Annotated in this window: 19 protein-coding genes; 10 read left to right on the forward strand and 9 right to left on the reverse strand. The window is 37.9% G+C overall.

Translation table 11 applies throughout. The features are described 5' to 3' along the window. Positions 1–3: 3 nt before the first annotated feature. Positions 4–909, reverse strand: coding sequence for a LysR family transcriptional regulator (locus F944_RS11890; RefSeq protein WP_004990907.1), 906 nt, complete (start codon positions 907–909; stop codon positions 4–6). Between the two features lie 256 nt (positions 910–1,165). Between F944_RS11890 and F944_RS11895 the strand changes: the two genes are divergently transcribed. The 6 genes from F944_RS11895 (at position 1,166) to F944_RS11920 (ending at position 8,196) form a co-directional block, all read left to right on the forward strand. Further along, complete coding sequence (locus F944_RS11895; protein WP_004990910.1) at positions 1,166–1,828, forward strand: RraA family protein; 663 nt, start codon at positions 1,166–1,168, stop codon at positions 1,826–1,828. After that, the gene (locus F944_RS11900; protein WP_004990912.1) at positions 1,828–3,039 is read left to right on the forward strand and encodes a pyridoxal phosphate-dependent aminotransferase; all 1,212 of its coding nucleotides are present in this window, start codon (positions 1,828–1,830) and stop codon (positions 3,037–3,039) included. Before F944_RS11895 ends, F944_RS11900 begins: the two co-directional genes overlap by 1 nt. A 138-nt stretch (positions 3,040–3,177) precedes the next feature. After that, on the forward strand, positions 3,178–4,491 hold the full coding sequence (locus tag F944_RS11905; protein ID WP_010588787.1) for a cation:dicarboxylate symporter family transporter: 1,314 nt from the start codon (positions 3,178–3,180) through the stop codon (positions 4,489–4,491). 10 nt (positions 4,492–4,501) lie between these two features. After that, on the forward strand, positions 4,502–5,773 hold the full coding sequence (locus F944_RS11910; RefSeq protein WP_004990916.1) for a Glu/Leu/Phe/Val family dehydrogenase: 1,272 nt from the start codon (positions 4,502–4,504) through the stop codon (positions 5,771–5,773). Between the two features lie 558 nt (positions 5,774–6,331). Further along, the gene (locus tag F944_RS11915) at positions 6,332–6,598 is read left to right on the forward strand and encodes a hypothetical protein (protein ID WP_004990919.1); all 267 of its coding nucleotides are present in this window, start codon (positions 6,332–6,334) and stop codon (positions 6,596–6,598) included. 389 nt (positions 6,599–6,987) lie between these two features. Further along, entirely contained in the window at positions 6,988–8,196 is a 1,209-nt protein-coding gene (locus tag F944_RS11920; RefSeq protein ID WP_004990923.1) for an MFS transporter, read from the forward strand. A gap of 101 nt (positions 8,197–8,297) precedes the next feature. Here F944_RS11920 and F944_RS11925 read toward each other — a convergent pair whose 3' ends face one another. Further along, the gene (locus F944_RS11925) at positions 8,298–9,746 is read right to left on the reverse strand and encodes a trehalose-6-phosphate synthase (RefSeq protein WP_004990925.1); all 1,449 of its coding nucleotides are present in this window, start codon (positions 9,744–9,746) and stop codon (positions 8,298–8,300) included. Beyond that, positions 9,739–10,584: a trehalose-phosphatase gene (gene otsB / locus F944_RS11930; protein WP_004990927.1), complete on the reverse strand. Its 846-nt coding sequence runs from the start codon at positions 10,582–10,584 to the stop codon at positions 9,739–9,741. The genes F944_RS11925 and otsB overlap by 8 nt, the downstream gene beginning before the upstream one ends. 434 nt (positions 10,585–11,018) lie before the next feature. Here otsB and F944_RS11935 point away from each other — a divergent pair, with 434 nt between their 5' ends. The 3 genes from F944_RS11935 to F944_RS11945 all read left to right on the forward strand — a co-directional run bounded on the left by F944_RS11935 (position 11,019) and on the right by F944_RS11945 (position 13,302). Then, positions 11,019–11,492, forward strand: a complete 474-nt coding sequence (locus tag F944_RS11935; RefSeq protein WP_004990929.1) for a pyridoxamine 5'-phosphate oxidase family protein — start codon at positions 11,019–11,021, stop codon at positions 11,490–11,492. Positions 11,493–12,098: 606 nt separating this feature from the next. Continuing rightward, positions 12,099–12,359 carry a hypothetical protein gene (locus F944_RS11940; protein ID WP_004990931.1) on the forward strand — a complete coding sequence of 87 codons (261 nt, stop codon included), beginning with the start codon at positions 12,099–12,101 and terminating at the stop codon, positions 12,357–12,359. Between the two features lie 475 nt (positions 12,360–12,834). Then, the gene (locus tag F944_RS11945) at positions 12,835–13,302 is read left to right on the forward strand and encodes a BLUF domain-containing protein (protein WP_004990933.1); all 468 of its coding nucleotides are present in this window, start codon (positions 12,835–12,837) and stop codon (positions 13,300–13,302) included. 249 nt (positions 13,303–13,551) lie between these two features. Here F944_RS11945 and F944_RS17120 read toward each other — a convergent pair whose 3' ends face one another. The 3 genes from F944_RS17120 to F944_RS11950 all read right to left on the reverse strand — a co-directional run bounded on the left by F944_RS17120 (position 13,552) and on the right by F944_RS11950 (position 14,761). Then, the gene (locus F944_RS17120; RefSeq protein ID WP_004990935.1) at positions 13,552–13,662 is read right to left on the reverse strand and encodes a hypothetical protein; all 111 of its coding nucleotides are present in this window, start codon (positions 13,660–13,662) and stop codon (positions 13,552–13,554) included. A gap of 88 nt (positions 13,663–13,750) precedes the next feature. After that, positions 13,751–13,906, reverse strand: coding sequence for a hypothetical protein (locus F944_RS17125; RefSeq protein ID WP_004990946.1), 156 nt, complete (start codon positions 13,904–13,906; stop codon positions 13,751–13,753). Between the two features lie 33 nt (positions 13,907–13,939). Then, positions 13,940–14,761 carry a hypothetical protein gene (locus tag F944_RS11950; RefSeq protein ID WP_004990948.1) on the reverse strand — a complete coding sequence of 274 codons (822 nt, stop codon included), beginning with the start codon at positions 14,759–14,761 and terminating at the stop codon, positions 13,940–13,942. A gap of 240 nt (positions 14,762–15,001) precedes the next feature. Between F944_RS11950 and F944_RS11955 the strand changes: the two genes are divergently transcribed. Further along, entirely contained in the window at positions 15,002–16,417 is a 1,416-nt protein-coding gene (locus F944_RS11955; RefSeq protein ID WP_004990951.1) for an aminotransferase-like domain-containing protein, read from the forward strand. A gap of 81 nt (positions 16,418–16,498) precedes the next feature. Here F944_RS11955 and F944_RS11960 read toward each other — a convergent pair whose 3' ends face one another. The 3 genes from F944_RS11960 to F944_RS11970 all read right to left on the reverse strand — a co-directional run bounded on the left by F944_RS11960 (position 16,499) and on the right by F944_RS11970 (position 19,971). After that, on the reverse strand, positions 16,499–18,043 hold the full coding sequence (locus tag F944_RS11960) for a DHA2 family efflux MFS transporter permease subunit (protein WP_004990955.1): 1,545 nt from the start codon (positions 18,041–18,043) through the stop codon (positions 16,499–16,501). Positions 18,044–18,046: 3 nt separating this feature from the next. After that, positions 18,047–19,201, reverse strand: coding sequence for an HlyD family secretion protein (locus F944_RS11965; protein ID WP_004990956.1), 1,155 nt, complete (start codon positions 19,199–19,201; stop codon positions 18,047–18,049). Between the two features lie 272 nt (positions 19,202–19,473). Continuing rightward, complete coding sequence (locus tag F944_RS11970; protein WP_004990957.1) at positions 19,474–19,971, reverse strand: thioesterase family protein; 498 nt, start codon at positions 19,969–19,971, stop codon at positions 19,474–19,476. Positions 19,972–20,034 lie beyond the last annotated feature (63 nt).

Raw genomic sequence — 20,034 nt, forward strand, 5'->3', positions numbered from 1 at the left:
AAACTATCCAATTAAAAACTTGTCAAAATGACAGGTCTTTACCGCAATTTCTGCAATCTCTGGAACAATTCCTGAATCACGGTCAGAACGATAAATTGCACTGTATTTAATGAGGGGTAATCTTGGCGTGAAATTTAAGATTCTTAATTTGTCGCTATTAATTAAATGTTCTAACGGCTTTAATGGCAAATAAGTAATGCCCATTCCTGAAATGGTCAGACCTAATTGCGCCATTAAACTATTACAAATAATATTTTTATTTAAAGTAATTTTTTGCGATAAAAAATAACGCTCATAAATCAAGCCTGTACCTGAAGTTGCGCCTTGAACAAAAAATGAAAATTTCTCACGGCTGGCTTGTTCAAAATCAATATTCTTATTTTTTGGAATGAGTTTTGGTGAACACATCCAGACATTTTCCACACTTTTGAGAGGAAGTGATTTTAATCGAACATCATCATACATATCAGGCGCAATAATAATATCGAGCTGGTCATTAATAATATTTTCAAATAAGACCCGACTGACTTCAACGGTCGGCTCAATATGTACTCGCGGATAAATTTGTCGGATCTTTTCAATAAAATCTGGGAGCCATGTCATGGCGGTTAATTCAGTCACCCCTAAACGCAAACGACTGATCAACACTTTTTTATCGCTGACTTTTTCGAGCATGACATCGCGGCGTTCCAAAATTTCCTGACAATAAATCAGAAGCTCCCTGCCCTGTTCAGTGAGTTTGGCATTACGATTACTTCGGTCAAAAATTTCGATATCAAATGAGCTTTCAAGCTCATGGATACGTTTTGAAATCGCCGACTGTGACATGTGCAATTTATCTGCTGCCGCTTCAAAACCACCTAACTTACAAATCCAAGTCAGTGCTTCCATTTGTTTAAACGTGATCATATTGATTTCCTTCTGGATGAGATCAACATAAATCCTTTAATCACGGATAGCAAATAGCCAGAACTTAATGAACAAGTTTTAATATTCATAACGTACTGTTTTTATTTATAAAAAAATATTTAAAAAAATTAAACATGAAAAAAAGTGTTTTAAAAATATAGATAAATATCGCTAAAAATATTGTTTAAGCATTGCTAGTATCAGCTCAAGAGGAAAAATCATCTTCAATGGATTTTGAGAATTAGAGGATACCACCATGTCATTACCCGGCAGTATGATTCACCCCGCAGCAACGCCACTGACTCAGCAAGAACGTCAACAATTTGTTGATGTCGTGACGCCTCATCTCAGCGACAACATGAACCGAAATGTCGGTATTCATGGTCTACAACGCTTTAATAAAACAGGAAAACTGATCGGAACTGCGCTCACCGTAAAAGTCCGTGGCGGAGATAACCTATTGGTATATAAAGCCATGACCATGTTGCAAGACGGTCATGTTCTGGTGATTGACGCTCAAGGCGATGAAAATAACGCGATTATTGGCGAGCTGATCAAATTAGACTGCATCCGTCGCGGCTGTGTTGGTTTTGTGATTGACGGCGCAATTCGTGATGTTGCCAGTTTTGAAAATACACCATGTTATGCCCGTTCAATTACTCATCGCGGCCCTTTTAAAACCGGTCCGGGCGAAATTAATGTACCTGTTATTGTCGGTGGTCAAATTGTTAATCCCGGTGACATCATCGTCGGTGATGAAGATGGTGTGGTGTCTTTCCCTTATGCACACAAAGATGAATTACTTGCCTTAGCCGCCAAACATGCAGACAAGGAAAATAAAGTCAAAGAAATGATCGCATCGGGCGTTGAGAATCAGTCGTGGTACATGGATCTGCTTCGTGAAAAGGGATATCTCTAATGAATGCCATGAATTTTATCTCCCAGCGCTTACAGATGATCAAGCCATCACCAAGTATTGCTGCCAATGATCTGGTCAATAAATTACGTGCTGAAGGTAAAGATATTATTAACTTCACCATTGGTGAGCCTGATTTCGATACGCCTGAACATATTATGCAAGCAGCGATTGAAGCGATGCACAAAGGCGATACTCATTATACCAATGCAGCAGGTACAGTCGCAGTACGTCAGGCAATTAGTGAAAAACTGAAACGCGATAACCAGCTTGATTACAGCATAAATGAGATCGTATGTGGCAGTGGTGGTAAGCCGCTTATTTTTCATGCTTTTGCAGCAACCCTAGATGTACAGGATGAAGTGATTATTCATGCACCTTACTGGGTATCTTATCCTGATTTGGCTACCTTGAATGATGCGACGCCCGTGGTGATTGAAGGACGTCAGGACAATGGTTTTAAGCTTACAGCCGAAGATCTTGCACCAGCCATTACCGAAAAAACCCGTTGGGTGGTGTTGAATTATCCAAACAACCCAACAGGTGCTGTTTATTCAAAACAGGAACTTGAGGCTTTAGCAGAACTGCTGAGACAGCATCCTCATGTCCTGATTATGCTAGATGAAATTTATGAATTTTTTGTTTATGACGACCATCAGCATATTTCGCTTGCTCAAATTGCACCTGATTTAAAAGATCGTATTTTAATTATTAATGGCGCTTCAAAAGGTTATGCCATGACAGGCTGGCGTATAGGTTACGCCGCTGGGCCAGAATGGTTAATCAAAGCCATGACCAAACTGATCTCACAAACTACGACTTGCCCAAGCTCGGTCAGCCAAGCGGCTGCGGTGGCTGCATTTGCAGGTGATCAACAGCCCATTTATGACATGTTGGAAATCTATAAAACACGTCGTCAGCGTGTGGTCGAGTTGCTTCAACAAATTTCTGGTTTTGATTTTGAACCACCACAAGGCGCTTTTTATGTCTTTGCCCATGTTGCAGGTCTGATTGGTAAAGCCACACCTCAAGGGCAAGTGATCCAGTCTGATGCCGATGTCGTTGAATATTTACTGCGCGAAGGCGGTGTCGCAACGGTCAGTGGTCAGGCTTATGGCATGTCCCCATTTATTCGTCTTTCTTTTGCAAGCTCAATCGAAGTGATTGAAGAAGGATGTCAACGGATCAAGAATGCGGTTGCAAAACTCGCTTAATCGTATTCTTTATTATTAACGATGTTGAGAGCATAACCACGATGTCAAACTAATCGAGCCGATGCAGGTATGGAGAGGCCGTCACGGATGACAGCGCAACACTTTATGCTCTCACCCCTACTCCTTTTGGGGTGAATGATGAACAAGAAACCAAAAATTTCATTAGTCTGGCAAATCATGATCGGTTTGGTCTTGGGTATTTTAGTGGGTTTTTACCTCAATACTCATCCTTCCGATAATAAATGGTTAATCGAACAAGTCTTCCAACCGATGGGTGACATTTTCATTAAACTAATGAAAATGATCGTGATCCCGATTGTCTTTTCATGTCTGGTCGTGGGTATTGCTGGGCATTCCGATGGCAAATCCATGGGACGCATGGGAGCTAAAACCATTTTTTATTTCCTGTGTGTGACCACGACAGCCATTATCATTGGTCTAGTGGTTGGAAATGTCGTGAAACCTGGTGCAGGGGCTGACCTTTCATCGATGGTTGCAGCGCATGTGAATACCTTACCGACCACCGAAACCAATCATGGTCTAGGTCATGTTATTTTAAATATCATTCCAGACAATATTGTCGATGCCATGGCAAAAGGTAGCTTGCTTCCTGTAATTTTCTTTGCTGTGATGTTTGGTTTAGGCGTCGCGTCTTTACCCCACGAGAAAAAAGACATTGTGGTTTCTTTCTTCTCGTCTGTATCAGAAGCCATGTTCAAAGTTACACATATGATTATGGCGTATTCTCCAATTGGTATTTTTGGGATGATCGCAGTCACCGTGACCAATTTCGGCATGGAATCCATGTTGCCTCTGCTTAAATTGATTGGCACAACTTATGTCACTGCAATTTTATTTGTTGTCATTGTCTTTGGTCTGATTGCTCGATTCATCGGAATCAATATTTTCCAGCTGATTCGCTTTATGAAAGCGGAACTGGTGCTGGCCTTTTCAAGTGCAAGTTCGACCACGGTATTGCCGCAAGTGATCCAAAAGACTGAACGTTTTGGTTCTGACCGCGGTATTTCAAGCTTTGTGGTTCCAACGGGTTATTCATTTAATCTCGACGGTGCATCACTCTTCCTTGGTTTGGGAACGCTGTTTATTGCCCAGATTTATGGCATCCATTTGTCGCTTGCAGATCAGATCATGCTGGTGGTGACGATGGTCATTACCTCTAAAGGTGCAGCAGGCGTACCGGGTTTTATGTTTGTGATTTTATCGGCAACGTTATCCAGTGCAGGAATTCCACTCGAAGGTATTGCCTTTATCGCAGGGATTTATCGTCTGATGGATATGCCTAATACAGCATTGAATGTTTTAGGTAATACGCTCGCACCGTTAGTAATTTCTAAATGGGAAGGTAAATTCAGCGAAGAGCGTCATCAGCAAGCGTTACTCAGCATGAAACATTCAAATCCTTCTGTTGCTCAGCCTTCTTCGGAATCTTGAGGTAATCCCCATGCAAAATTTATCTTATGTCGATGAAAACGAAGGTCAAGCTTGGCTCAACTTTCTGGAACAACTGGATCGTGTAGAGCCATATCTGGGCGATCTCAAAGAAAATCTGGATCATTTACGTCGTCCAAAGCGTTCATTGATCGTGAATATTCCAGTCAAAATGGATGATGGCACGGTTCGTCATTTTGAAGGTTTCCGTGTTCAACACAGTATTACTCGTGGTCCGGGTAAAGGCGGGGTCCGTTTTCATCCTGATGTGAATCTGAACGAAGTGATGGCACTGGCAGGCTGGATGACTATTAAATGTGCAGCGTTAAATTTACCCTTTGGCGGTGCTAAAGGTGGCGTTCGGGTTGATCCGACGACGTTGTCTAAAAACGAGCTGGAGCGTTTAACCCGTCGCTATACTACGGAAATCAATTTGATTATTGGACCGCAAAAAGATATTCCTGCACCAGATGTGAGTACGACACCCCAAGTGATGGCATGGATGATGGATACTTATTCCATGAATGCAGGTTCTACTGTGACTGGGGTGGTGACAGGTAAACCAGTACATTTGGGTGGTTCACTTGGTCGTTCCAAAGCCACTGGGCGTGGTGTATTTGTCACAGGACTGGAAGCCGCACAAAAAATTGGTTTAGACATTGCGCATGCAACGGTCTGCGTACAAGGCTTTGGTAATGTTGGCGCTGAAGCAGCCTTACTGTTCCATGAGTCTGGTGCCAAAGTGATTGCGGTACAAGATCACACCGCAACACTATATCATCCTGAAGGCATTAACATTCCAGACTTATTGGCTTATCAGAGACAACAAGGTGCCATTAAAGGCTTTGATATGGTTCATGATATCGACAAAAATGAACTCTGGAATATTGAAGCCGATATCTTTATTCCTGCTGCACTCGAAGGTGTCATTAGCAAAGAAATCGCACAGAAACTTCAAACCAAGCTGATTCTGGAAGGCGCCAATGGCCCCACCGATCCAGCCGCAGATGATGTATTAAATGAACGTGGCATTGTGATTGTTCCAGATGTCATTTGTAATGCGGGTGGTGTGACCGTCAGTTATTTTGAATGGGTTCAGGATTTAGCCAGTTACTTCTGGACGGAAGATGAAATTAATCATCGTATGGACGTAATTATGCGTAAAGCCATTCATGATGTCTGGGATCGTGCACAACATGCCAATTGTTCACTTCGAACAGCCGCGTATATCGTTGCCTGTGAACGAATTTTACTGGCGCGTCGTGATCGGGGTTTAATTATCTAGGCAATTTGTAGACCATTTTAAAGCTTGGAAGCATCTCTATAGATATTAAAGATGCTTCCTTCAATCTTATCGAGATGATCTAAGAACTGATCTTTTAATGAAATATCTAATAAATACAATAACATTTAAATAAAAATAAAGTCCGAGTTATAGCTAAAGTCTATTCGGCTTTCTTTGATTATTTTGATTGCGCAAAGATTAGGACTCAACTCATCTCCCTATCTGCACTGATCTAAATAACGGCTAGATAAAATTATGAAATAAAACGGTCAATGCCATCTTATCCTTTGGCAGCATGACCTAGATGATAGTGGCTACTTATTTAAGTGGTCTAAAAGAGGCTTAAGCATCTAGCGCTAAATTAAACTATTTCTAAAAATTTTAAGCATCATTGGATGTGACTATTTTTTAATCAAATGTAAGAGTTTTCCTACATTTGCTGTAAGAAATATCTTATTTTTTTGTCAGCTTATTCATTTTAAACTTCTTGTTATCGTTGTTCATCTCAATGTTTTATCACACATAAACATGAGAAAATATCATGCTGGGAGATAGACTATGTTTCGCAATAGAAATACAGATGAGGTTCTAAATCAAATTTATGATTTTATAAAAGAACGACCAAATTTTTCTAAAAAAGCCCAATGTGAAAAAATTATCGATTTTTTTAGAGAAATACATGAAGAAAATGATGTTGCGTTTGAATATGAAAAACCACATCGAATTATTGGAAACTTTGGTTTTCCTCTGATCGTCTCGATTCACGATGCACCCGATTATAATGATAAGCAGCGTTTCATTGACTGGGTTTTAGCACGAATCTAACTCCCCAGCTTTGAGTCCGCTCTCGATACTGTATTATGCAATGCTCTGCTCAAGTCTATACACAAGCTGTTTAATTTTTTATCTATTTGATTTAAAGTCACTTTTCACATAAGCAACCAAAAGGATTTTAAGATCATTTTGTTGATTTCAGGATGACTCAAAAAAGTTTCTTAAATATTTTCAAAAACTTAACAAAATAAAATTTAAATTACTGATTTTTATAAATATTAATTTTTAAAAAACTAATGCTATTTATATAAAATTGTGTATAATTTCGCCAAATAAACCCTCGCTTGGTTGTAGAAATTTTCTATGACTTAAGTGAGGGTTTTTACATGGATGGCTTATCTGGAAGGGATAATATCGGGTCTTAGATTGGCGGCTTTAGCATGATCTTTTTTTCCAGAGCAGCGCGCGCTGATGCTCAAACTCAACTTGTAGCTCAACGTCTTTCAACACGTCTTGCTTTCTTTTCACTCGGTTTTGCAACAGCAGCTTGGGCTCCTTTGATTCCATTTGCACAACAGCGTTTGCATTTAAATCACGCAGACTTTGGTCTATTACTGCTATGTAGTGGTTTAGGCGCGATTTTGGCCATGCCCATCACTGGCCTATTAATTTATCGTATAGGCTGTAAAGTGCTGATCAGTGCTGCCCTGCTGATGCTCTTACTATCATTACCTGCTTTAGCACTGGGTAGTACCGCGCTGAGTATGGCGGTAATTTTATTCTTTTTCGGAACTGCGGCAGGTAGCTTGGGTGTGACGGTCAATTTCCAAGCGGTTTTTGTAGAAAAGAATTCGGATAAACCCATGATGTCAGGTTTTCATGGCATGTGCAGTTTAGGCGGCTTGCTTGGCGTCATGAGCATGGCAGTTTTATTGGCAATCGGCGTTTCACCTGTGATCAGTGTTTTTATGATTGGTCTGGTTCTGGTCGCAATGAGCTTCGTAAGTGTTCCTTATGCATTAGCAGTTATGCCCAAAGAGGCTCCACTAAATGAAAAGTCTAACGAAGATTTATCAGTCAGCAACACAAAAAAGCGCCCGAGCCTTTTAATCCTGATTATCGGGGTGATTTGCTTTATTAGCTTTTTATCTGAAGGTTCAGCAATGGACTGGAGTGGCATTTATCTGACGCATAATTTTGGTCTGAATGCTGCTTATGCAGGACTGGGTTATACCTGTTTTGCTATCGCCATGACTGCGGGTCGTTTAATGGGTCAACAAGCACTTCAGTTATTGGGTGAATCCAAGCTGATTCAGTATAGTGTGATTTGCGCATTTGTTGGATTGATGAGTATCATACTGGCACCGCAATGGCTATTTGTTCTGATCGGCTATGCTTTACTCGGCTTAGGTTCGGCCAATATTGTACCTGTGATGTTTTCACGCGTTGGACGACAAAATAGCATGCAAAAAGCGGCTGCTTTATCATGTGTATCGACCATTGCCTATACAGGATCATTAACTGGACCTGCCCTGATTGGCATTATTGGAGAATATATAGGTCTTCAATTAGTCTTTGCATGTCTGGCTGGTTTAATTCTTTCAATTTTGGCACTGAATCACTTTAGTCAAATCAAGGCTCAAAAATAGTTTGTATCAATAATAAAGTCTTTGGTTATTACCACAAAGACTTTATTTTTACTCTAAGCATTGTGATGAATGTCAGTTCAAATGTTGATATTGTTTATGGTTTAGATCCGGTATGACGATGATGCGTCAGGATAAAACAAAACCGAAGAAAGAATATTTTCATACTCAAAATTGTGTAAGTATTGAGTACATTCAAGGTCATTTAGAAAATCTTGACACCAATCATTAATATCATAAATGCTGAGTCCATGAATTAGTTTCTGGTAGCGACTTTTTCGCTCTGCCAATGGCATATTCAGTGCTGTTTCCAGTGCGGTCGACATGGCCTCACGGTCTGTTGGGTCAACAACCAGAGCATCGGTCATTTGTTCTGCCGCACCAGCAAATTTTGTTAAAATCAACACGCCCGGATTTTGTGGATCTTGTGCAGCAATATATTCTTTTGCGACCAAATTCATTCCATCTTTAAGTGAACTAATCCAGCAGATATCTGCATCACGATAAAACTGCATCAGTTGATTGTGTGCTTTTGATTCATAACTACATACAATCGGATACCAGTCTTCTCGCTTAAATTCGTTGTTGATAATATCCATTTTTAATTTAAATCGTTCAAATAGACGTTTATATGTGGCGACATCAAGGCGACAAGGACACGCGATTTGTAAATGTTGAATCTGCCCACGCCGTTCAGGATGTTGCTCTAAGTAGTGAGCAAAACTATTAAACCTCTCGAATAAGCCTTTAGAGTAGTCAATACGATCTACACCAATAATGGTTTTCATCGCCGAGTGTGTAGTGTGTGGCTCTGAGCGAGCATTTGCTAAATCTGCAACCGATTTTTGGATCCCTTTAACATCGACCCCAATCGGATAATGTTGAATCGAAACCAAGCGCTGATTCAGACTTAAACTATTTTTTTGAATTTTTTGTGCTTGCAATAATTGCGTACATACTTGTAGACAATTCTTTTGATCTTGCTGGGTCTGTAATCCAACTAAATTATAATGGCATATATCCTGAAGTAGCGCATTGGCAACGGGTAACTTTTTCCACAGTTCAAGCGCTGGAAATGGAATATGTAAAAAGAAACCAATTTTATTTTGCATGCCCAATTCACGACAATGACGTGCAACACTTAAGAAATGATAGTCTTGCACCCAAATCAAGTCATCTGGCGCAGCAAATTCACTTATTTTTTTGGCAAATAAAGCATTCACTTGTTGATAGGTTTGATACTCATCATGTTGATAATCAATCAGATCAGCGCGGTCATGCATCATAGGCCATAAGCTATTATTGGCAAAACCACAGTAATAATCCTGATATTGTTTCTGGGTTAGCGGACAGGTGATATAGGTAATTTTTGATTTGTATAAAATATCAAAGCGTTGATTGGTCTGTTGTTCAACTTTCTCGCCATTCCAGCCTACCCATATACCGCCGACTTTACTCAAAGCATCCTGCATAGCAACGGCTAAGCCGCCTGCTACACATTTTTCAGATTGAGGTAAACTGACACGATTCGATAATATAATAAGTCTAGACATGTTCTTCTCCATATTTTTCTAAATGTTCAGGAATGGCGGTATCACGCAGTCGTTCTAAAAAAACCCTTAAAAAGAAATTGACCTGATCAATATTTCTAAATCGATATGTCGCATTTGTTGCACCCTCACTCACCTTGATGGTTACGCCTTTCATTTGATTGACGTAGCTAAAACCATCTTCATCAGTTCGATCATCGCCAATGAAAATAGCTAAATGATTTTGCAGATTGAGTAAGTGCGAGATTTCTGCGATGGCTTGACCTTTATCAATATCATTCCAAACTAATTCATAGACATATTTGCCTTTGATCAATCGAAGCTGGTCATGTTGATGTTGTAGGCGCTGCATGATCAGACTAGCAATCTGTTGCAGTTCAGGGCATTTTCGATAATGTAGCGCGATCGCATGTTGTTTATTTTCAATAGTAAATTCTGGATAACGTTGAGTGTCCTTATTTAAAATAATCTCAAGCGCTTGAAATAATTCACTTTGAGAATGCTTAGAAAATTGATTTTGATCATTGAGATAAATCAATAAACCATGCAAGGCTGCAATAGGTAGATCGATTGCTCCAAACATGTTCTTGGCAGATGACAAATCTCGCCCTGTGACCGCAGCCACAGTAAGATGTTGTTGAATATGTTGGATTAAATCCAGTATGTCTTTTGAAATAAAACAACTTGATGGATCAATTTGAAACTCTGCTAAAGTTCCATCAATATCTAAAAATAATGCCATTGATTTATTTTGAGAAAAAATATCATTTACCACATCCTCACAGCTATCATAATGTGAAGAAGCTAATATGCTATTTTCATTTTGAATATTTATGTTCATGTGTTCATCGTTATAATATAAATGCTTTTAATTAGATTGAGTTAAAAACGATCAAAAATAAAGCAAAATTACTTAAACACCTCAACAATCCGCTTAGGATTTACTTAAGTTGATTTGAATGATACAAACTCATGATTTGTTACATAGACTGAATAAATCTCTTATTAAAAAAACAAGCCGAATAATTTTTTTATTTTCATTATTTTACAAAGGTGAAAAGATTTAAATATGTCATAAAGTCTATAAACTCAAAAAATAAATCAATATGTTAAAGTGTATTTATCTTAAGAACTAGATACACAATCCTACTTAGCTTACATGATCCACATAGTCTGATCATAAAAACTAAACATTTGAAACAAGAGTGATGTTTTTATACGACCCCCAATATAGGCATGCTAACCACTCACTTATTTGATAAAGAGAATTTTAAAATGACGGACTACGAAAAAATTAATGATCTCATTAAAAATATAAGAACGGTCATCTTCACCTTTAGCAATACTGAAGGACATTTACACGCGGCACCTATGACCACCCAAAATCGCGAATTTAATGGTCAAGTATGGTTCATTGGTTCCAAGAAATCTGAATTATGTCAAAGCATTCAGACAGATTCTCAAGTAAACCTTGCCTATGTCACCTCTTCAAACCATTATGTTTCTATTCATGGCACAGCAAACCTTGTTGATGATCAAAGCATTTTAGATGAACTCTGGTCTCCTGCTTATGAGGCTTTCTTTGAAAATGGAAAACAGGATCCCGACGTACAATTAATTCAGGTGAATGCGCATGGAGCTCAGTATTGGGAAAGTGCAGGAACGATTGCAACTTTATATAAATTAACTAAAGCTGCGATTTCAGGAGAAAAGCAAGAATTAGGAACAAGCGATACTGTGAGACTTTAAAACAACGTATTGCAATTTCTGTATGACTATCATTATTAATGGTATTGATACATCTCAAGCAAATAGTCGTCATGATGAACATCCAGATCATCCATCAAAGATGGGAATCATGATTCAATGAACTGCTTGAGTTATATATGGAGCATTCTTGCTTCATGTATAACTCAAAATAAATTATTATAATTTTTATTTTAAATTCAAACATCTTATCTTAATAAAAAATTTAAATTCAACCAATTCCTATTATAATACTCATCCTATGTATTTTCTAATATCTAGTAGTTTTTCTTTAGTCTTACATTAAACTCTTTCATTCATCCTTTTTATTTCTTTCTAAGGAAGAAAAAATAGGGTTTAAACAATTATAAAAAAATTCCATTCCTTATTAAAAAACCAAGAACACTCCGAACTAAAAATGAATTAGATCACAATATTATAATAATGTTCATTCAATCTGTGCATGATGATATGCATCAGCTTTGTAAAATTTCCACAAATTTTAAAACTATAACTATACAGAGCATCCATTTTTATAGCCCCAGATTTGTTAATATTAATTAATACCAGCTACAAATCATCTAAATAATTCTCTAGGGAGCATCATCTATGGAGAATCATCGCATCATTCTTCAAGATGAAGATAAAAATCAACATCAAATCATTCGTGTGAAAGATGTCACTTTCAATACTCAAACCCTTATGAATACTCATCATTGGTTATGGGTTTATGCTGAAAGCTATGAATTTTTTCCATTTGAATCATGGGAACAGCTTAATCACGCTAAAGTGAGTGAAACGATTTCTCTTCAGGGAAAACGATTCAAAGTCATCAAAATCTTAAAAACTAAAAAGCCAAAGTTCTCTTAGTCAAAGAAAACAACAAATCAGTTCACCGACATTTTTCTATAGATTTAGATCGTTAATCCTGAATCTTTTTTTAATCCATAGCTTACAGCAGTGTAATCCACAGCTTACAAATGTTCATTTACTGATCAGTCATTTTAATTTTTAATATATTTATCAATAGGATATGAATTAATATTTTAAAGAATTTCATTTCTATCATTTATTTTAATTTAATTGATATATCTCATTAATTATTTGAATTATAACAAATTACTCAAAAAAAATATTTAGTTAATCTAATCAATTAAATCAATTTATTAAATTATAATTAATTTTAAGAATTCGCCAATTTTTGAAAAACAGACTATTATGAGATACGTCACTCCCACTCCTCTAAATTTAATCTCTATTTATTAATAAGATATAAATTTTATTGACTCTTTATTGCTCATTTTTAGTTGAAATGTGACGTAAGTTATTTAAGGAATGTGCAATTATGAAAATTCAGTTATGTTATGCGAGTACTCGCAATCTACAATCAGAAGATCTATTACAAGATCTGAATGATATTTTGACCATAGCTCGTGATTTTAATAGTCGTCATGATATTTGCGGCGTGCTTTACTATGCTGATGGCTCTTTTTTTCAATGCTTGCAAGGTGAAAAAGAGGTCGTCGAAGCATTATTTGCTAACATCTGTAAAGATGAACGCCATTGTGAAATTATTTCATTTGAAATTATGGAGATTGAGGAAACCAAGTTTAAAGATTGGTCAATGAAATATGTACAACGTAATTCAGAGATTAATAAATTTTTTAAGAAAATGAACTTTAAAATGTTTTCTCCATCTGCACTTGATGACAAAACACTTCCTGTTTTTTTAAATCATCTTTATGATGCTGATCAAGCCCAAATTAAGCAACGAGTCGGTATGAATAATCGTGGTGTAAATAAATATATTTAGTATTATCTATTAGACTTATTTCATAAATCCCCTTTATTTCTTCCTATGAAAGAAAAATAAAGTGGCTTTAAAAAATAATGAAAGAAGTCTATTTTGCCTATATGAATAATGCTAACAGGCTTTAATCTAAACCAGCCTGTTAGCATTATTAAAAACGTTCTGATCAAAAAAATTAAATATTAACATTTTAATGAATCAATTCGTCGCGATATAATTTATACCAAATAAATAATAGTACTATCTTGAAATTTATAACAGATATTCCCAAATGACATAGCCAATAGCAAAACCTAAAAAGGCATATAACGTAATGATAAAGAAGACAAAACTTGCCTTATTTTTTTGCTTTAAAAATTGCATATCATTAACCTCAATGATGATCGACCTGACTTAAACTCACAACAACAAATCAAAATAAAACATTAAAAATAAAACACTTAATAAATAATTACTGATGTTCAACCACTGCCTGCTTTTGTTGCTGGGATGGCATATATTCAGGTTCATGGCTCACAGCAAAATAAAATAATACTAAGAACATACAACCTAGAAAAATACTAATTCCTACGACCACAAATGGAAATTTTGATTGATCCTTTGACATAAGATCAGACTCCTCAATATTTAAAAAATAAAATTAAATCGAAGAACTTTCTAAACGCTTCAGCATATTTACATTTTGAATTTGCGTTTGAATATATTCAGCATAGACTGAAATTTTTTCAAAAATATGCTCTGAATAAAACATATCTTCTATCAAATGATGTGCCTGTTTTGCGCTAAAACCATGCGTCAACATGATTAATGGTACATTTATTTCAGAGAAATCATGGCAAAGCTTTTGATGCAAAGCATCTTTTCTTTTAAACAGTAATTTTTTCTGATCGATTTGATTCGATCTAAAGGCTACATCTCCAGCCTGTTGTTTAATGACAAATATTTTGACTTTTAAAAAGTGACTCATTTGATTTAATATCTCTAAATCAATTTTTAAGTACGTCAAAATAAATATTTTTGAAGTATCTGAACGACATATTGCCTGAATCAATTTTAAAAATACAAAATCTAAATCATCATCATATTCAAAAATATCCAGATACAGATTTAAGGACTCCAATGTCCGATCAATATGAATTTGAGTGTGATGATGAACTTGATAAAATGGTGACAGCAGATCGCGAATCATGGCAGTAAAAGGCGTTGAATAAATAGTTTTTTTATTTAAATTCGCCAAGATGAAGGGCGAAAAAACATAAGCCACGTTCATATCATCCTGTTTAATCGCAGACTGGATCATATAAGTCAAATCTACAGGCGCCATACTTCTTAATAGTTTGGCACGCAGGATGGTTGCTTCGAGATTAACATATTGATTTAAAATCTGTTGTTGTACCTTCTGAGAAGGTGCCTGTGCAGAAAAAATCTTCAACAGTTGATTTAATTCTTCAGTTTTGAACACATCTCACCTCTTTATTTCATCTCAACAGTAAATCAAATCTAAAAATGTATATCTGCTTGAGTTTTAATCTATTGTCTTTGGAAAATAGGTGGATTGTTAGATACAGATTGAGCTATAAAAAATATAACAGATAGCGTCTTTTTTCTAAATCTGTTCTATTTTTACACCGATTTTAGTCCATTTCTGATTGAATCTACGCTAAAGTGTTATATCTTTCTTTCGATTGTGTTTTTCATTGCAATGTATAAATCTGAACAGTTGGCGCAGCATTTAAAACTATCGATTGAAAATGGGACATGGTCTGCGCAAAGCAAATTGCCCTCTTTACGTGAACAAGCTGAAATTTCTGGGTTTAGTTTGATGACCGTGATGAATGCGTATCAGGATTTAGAAGCGCAGGGTTTTATTTATTCGCGAGAAAAATCAGGTTATTTTGTTGCTGAACAGTCAAAAAACCGAGTTCCTCAAGCAACAACCCTCGTTTCACTAAATCCTAAAATAGAAATCAACTCTCTTGTCTTTAAGTATTTAAAATCGATTCAATCCAAAGATATTGTGCCATTTGGTTCCGCTTTTCCAGATCATCATCTGTTGACGCCAGCAAAGCTGCTGCAAACCTTAAGTCAGATGGCACGAGATCGAAACAGTTATGATCAAACCAGTAATCTTCCACCAGGAAATCTGGCCTTGCGCAAAATGATTGCCCAGCGTTATGCCATGCAAGGAATAGCCACCGATGCAGATGATATTGTGATTACGTCGGGTGGTCTGGATGCATTGAATTTATCATTACAGGCGCTGACCCAACCGGGCGACTATATATTATTACAACAAACCACCTTTTATGGAGCATGGCAAGCCGCAGAACGTTTAGGCTTAAAAGTGATTGCGCTGCCAGAACATCCGACACATGGTTTTGACCTGCAAGCCTTTGAACAAATCATTCAATATTATCCAATTAAAGTATGCTGGTTTATGTTAAATGCCCAGAATCCGATTGGATTTACTGTGAGTGATGATCTCAAATATAAAATTGCCAAACTTTTACATCAATATCACATCCATTTAATTGAAGATGATGTCTATGAGGAACTTTATTCTGGTTTAAATAAGCCGCTTCCTATGAAATATTTTGACAGCAATAATCTGGTTTTGCATTGCTCGTCTTTTTCAAAAACCTTAGGTGCTGGTTTTCGCGTAGGCTGGGTCTATGCAGGAAAATATTCAGAGCAAATTCAGCATTTGCAACTGATGAGCACCATTTCAGCCAATACCTTGATTCAAAATGCTTTGGTTGAATTTGTATCGAGTCATCATTATGAAAAGCATTTACGCCTGTTACGTCGACGTCTGGAAAAGAACAAAAAACGCTTTACTCAATATTTAAAACAACATTTGGGACAATGCTGCGAAATTTATAGTTTTTCGGGCGGTTACTTTATTTGGATCAAGCTTCCCTTATATCTTAATAGTCTGGAGCTTTACCATCAGCTCATCACCCAACAGATTGGGGTTGCTCCTAGCGCTCTTTTTAATGTTTTAGAAAATAACCAACATGCTATTCGTTTAAATTGCTCATTTGAATGGAGTCCATCCATACAAACTGGATTAGATACGCTTATTGACTCTATTTTAAATATTCAAATCCAATCTTGATCTTTTAAATAGTTGAAACTGACCAGAATCAGAATTTATTCAGCCGAATAAAAATAGGGAACTTAAGTTCCCTATCTTCACTTAATGAGGTGCAGGCCCTTGTAAACTGCGCTGCGGTTTTGGACTTAACCAGATGATTAATCCGGCAAAAATGAAAGCCAAAGCAAATAACAAAAACACATGATTTGCCGACATGGTAATCGCTTCTTTATCCACTAGACTAGAAATAATACCCAATGTACTGTCTGGACTAAAACCACTCTGAATCAGCGTGTTTTGGGTTTCTTCAACATGTAAGCTCGAGACCATTTCACTACGGGCAACTTTGGCATGGTCATCCCAAATGGTGACCGCAATAGAAGCACCAATTGCCCCAGCCATGGTTCTTAGGAAGTTCATCAATCCCGCAGCGGATGCGATCTCTTGTGGGAGAACCGAAGCAAGTGCAATATTGGACAGAGGAATAAAGAAAAATGGCACAGCAAAGCCTTGTAATATCTGTGGCCAAGCCAAAGTCATAAAGTCTGAATCGGTAATCCAAAAGGCTCGCATAAAGGTCACAACACCCAGCAGTAACAGACCAAAACTGGCCAAAGCGCGTGGATCATGTTTTGTTGCCAATTTAGCCACAATAGGCGACATGGTTAAGCTACCAAAACCCATGGTTGCCGTTAAATAGCCCGCCCAAGTTGCGGTATAACCGAGGTTCATTTGTAACCACTGAGGAATCAGGACAATACTGCCAAAAAACGCGCCAAAACCAAAGGACAGCGCAAGAACCGAAACTGTAAAACCTCGATGACGAAAGATCCAGAGATTGACCACGGGCTGTTTATCGGTCATTTCCCAGATCAGAAAAACAATGAAACCAATAATGGCCGTCAACGCAAGCATGACAATACTGGTATTATTAAACCAGTCACGTTCATGCCCCAAATCTAGCATGAGCTGTAATGCACCAATCCACAGTACTAATAGAAATAAGCCAACACTATCGATTCTTAAGCGAACGGTATCTGTTTCTGCGACAGATAGCAGTCGGATGGCTGCCATCACACAAATAATCCCAACAGGAATATTGATAAAGAAAATCCAGTGCCAAGACAAATTATCACTGATTAAACCACCTAAAATCGGACCCAGAATCGGGCCTAATACAGTAGTCATTGCCCAAAGTCCCATCGCTTGAGAATGTTTTTCCTGTGGGAAAATACGCATCAGCAAAGTTTGACTGAGCGGCATCAATGGCCCACCAGATAAGCCCTGCCCGATACGACACAATACCAGCATTTCAAGGCTGGTCGAGAGTCCGCATAGAAATGAGAATACAGTAAAACCAATCAGCCCCATCACAAAGACACGAACTGTACCAAATCGGCTTGCCAGCCAACCTGTCAATGGAACACAAATCGCTTCGGCAACTGCATAGGAGGTCACCACCCATGTGCCTTGCGAAGAAGAAACTGCCAGATTTCCTGTAATATGCGGTACAGAAACATTGGCAATAGTGGTATCGAGTACCACCATAAAATTAGATAACGCGATGACAAATGCTGCAAGCAGCAAACGACCACCACTTAACTCGGCAAAAGGTGTCCGTGATGCCGCCTGATTTTGAGCACTCATAGATTACTTCTTCGAAGAAAGATCGACTTTGGCTTCCATTGACAGACCCACACGTAGTGGATGATCTGCCAACTCTTTAGGATCAAGTGCAATCCGTACAGGTAAACGCTGAACCACTTTAATCCAGTTACCTGTCGCATTTTGTGCAGGAATTAAGGCAAAAGCAGCACCCGTTCCGCCCGAGAAGCCGATCACCTTGCCATGATATTCAACATCATCACCATACAAATCTGAAGTCAGGGTTGCTATTTGTCCCACGCGAACTTTAGCCAACTGACTTTCTTTAAAGTTAGCATCGACATACAGTTGAGAAATCGGAACAACACTCATCATCACTGTACCGGGAGCGACACGCTGACCAATCTGAATATTACGACGTGCGACCACACCATCGACTGGCGCACGAATCACGGTACGATCCAGATCAAGCTGTGCTTGTTCAACTTTCGCCTGAGCGACCAACACATCAGGAAGTGTGTCTTCATCGGTACCTTTAATTAAGGCATCATTGGCAGCCAAGTTACTCATGGCCGCTTTACGATTAGATTCAGCCTGAGATAGTCCTGCCTGAGCCACATTCAAATTGGCTTGCGCCGTATGTAATGCGCTTTGTGCAGAAGTCAGTTCTTCTTTGGAAATCGCGCCTGTCGCTGCCAGTGATGCACGGCGATCATAATCCTGTTTGGCTTTGTCTACATCCGTCTGTGCTTTGGCAACCTGTGCTTTGGCACTATTGATTTCATCGTCACGCACGATAACTTGTGAACTTAATGAACTACTATTGGCTGAACTTTGTTGATATTGACGTTTTGCTTTTGCCAATTCAGCTTTTGCCTGCGCCAAAGCAATCGTTGCATCTCGATTGTCAATTTCAACCAGAATATCACCTTGTTTGACTTGTGCTGTGTCAGTGACCAAGACTTTGGCAACCTGACCGCTCACCATAGAGGTGATTTGAGCATTTTCAGCACCGACATAGGCATTGTCGGTGCTGATCGAATGATTAAAAAATACAGCCCAAATCGCATATAAAATGGCGGCAATAATCACAATCAAGGCAAAATAACCGAGTAGTTTTTTGCGTTTAGACTTCATTGCGTCATCAGAAGTTGATGCTGTCTGCTCTGTTGCCTGCACATCATCTTGAGCATTTGTCATCGGATATTCCTAATTCTGTAGGTTGAAATTTCACAATTTTCCAGTTCGATCGACCAGTCTAAGTTCTGAATCTGAACTTAATCTTAAATGAGAATAGTTTTGACAATGTTAATTTTCAAATGAAGCAAGAATAACCAAAAAAATCATAGGCTGATCATAAAAACATAACTTATCAGTTCATTTTTGCTTAAGCTGAGTTTTACTAACTTTCCAAAAGAAATCACATAAAAAAAGCATCTCTAAAGATGCTATGTTCTCATCGATCAACTTACTTAATAGGCATAAGATGCTGTGCCAACTGCAATTATTTTGTCTTCATTATTTTTCATCGTCATTCGCATGGTACAACCTTTACGCCCCAATCGCAGGACTTCAGCTTTAGCAATAAAGTATTCTCCACGTCCAGGGGCTAGATAATCCACCCGCATATCAACCGTTGCCAAACGTGAAACTTTCTTGATGGTTTCCGCCATATTTTCAGCTTCAGTCTGTTTATACAACTCTCCCATCGCCACAATTCCGCCGATGCTGTCCAACATTGTTGCAGCCACGCCGCCATGTAAAATTTGAAAGGCAACATTCCCGATCAAATTTGGCAACATTTCAATATGCGCTTCTATCTCTTCATTTACAACGCGCATGGTCATCGCATTATGTTTAAAAAAAGGAGAACTATTAAATGCCTGACATAACTGATTCAGAATCACGCTAATATCGATTTTTGAGCCTAATTGAATATGTCCAGTCCATGTTTTTTTCGCTTCAGTCATACGTTCCCTAATCTTCACAAATCTAAATTAAAGCCAATTCTGCTTGTACAAATGCCCTATTAT

Origin of the sequence: Acinetobacter ursingii DSM 16037 = CIP 107286 (assembly GCF_000368825.1) — a bacterium.
GTDB classification, from domain to species: domain Bacteria; phylum Pseudomonadota; class Gammaproteobacteria; order Pseudomonadales; family Moraxellaceae; genus Acinetobacter; species Acinetobacter ursingii.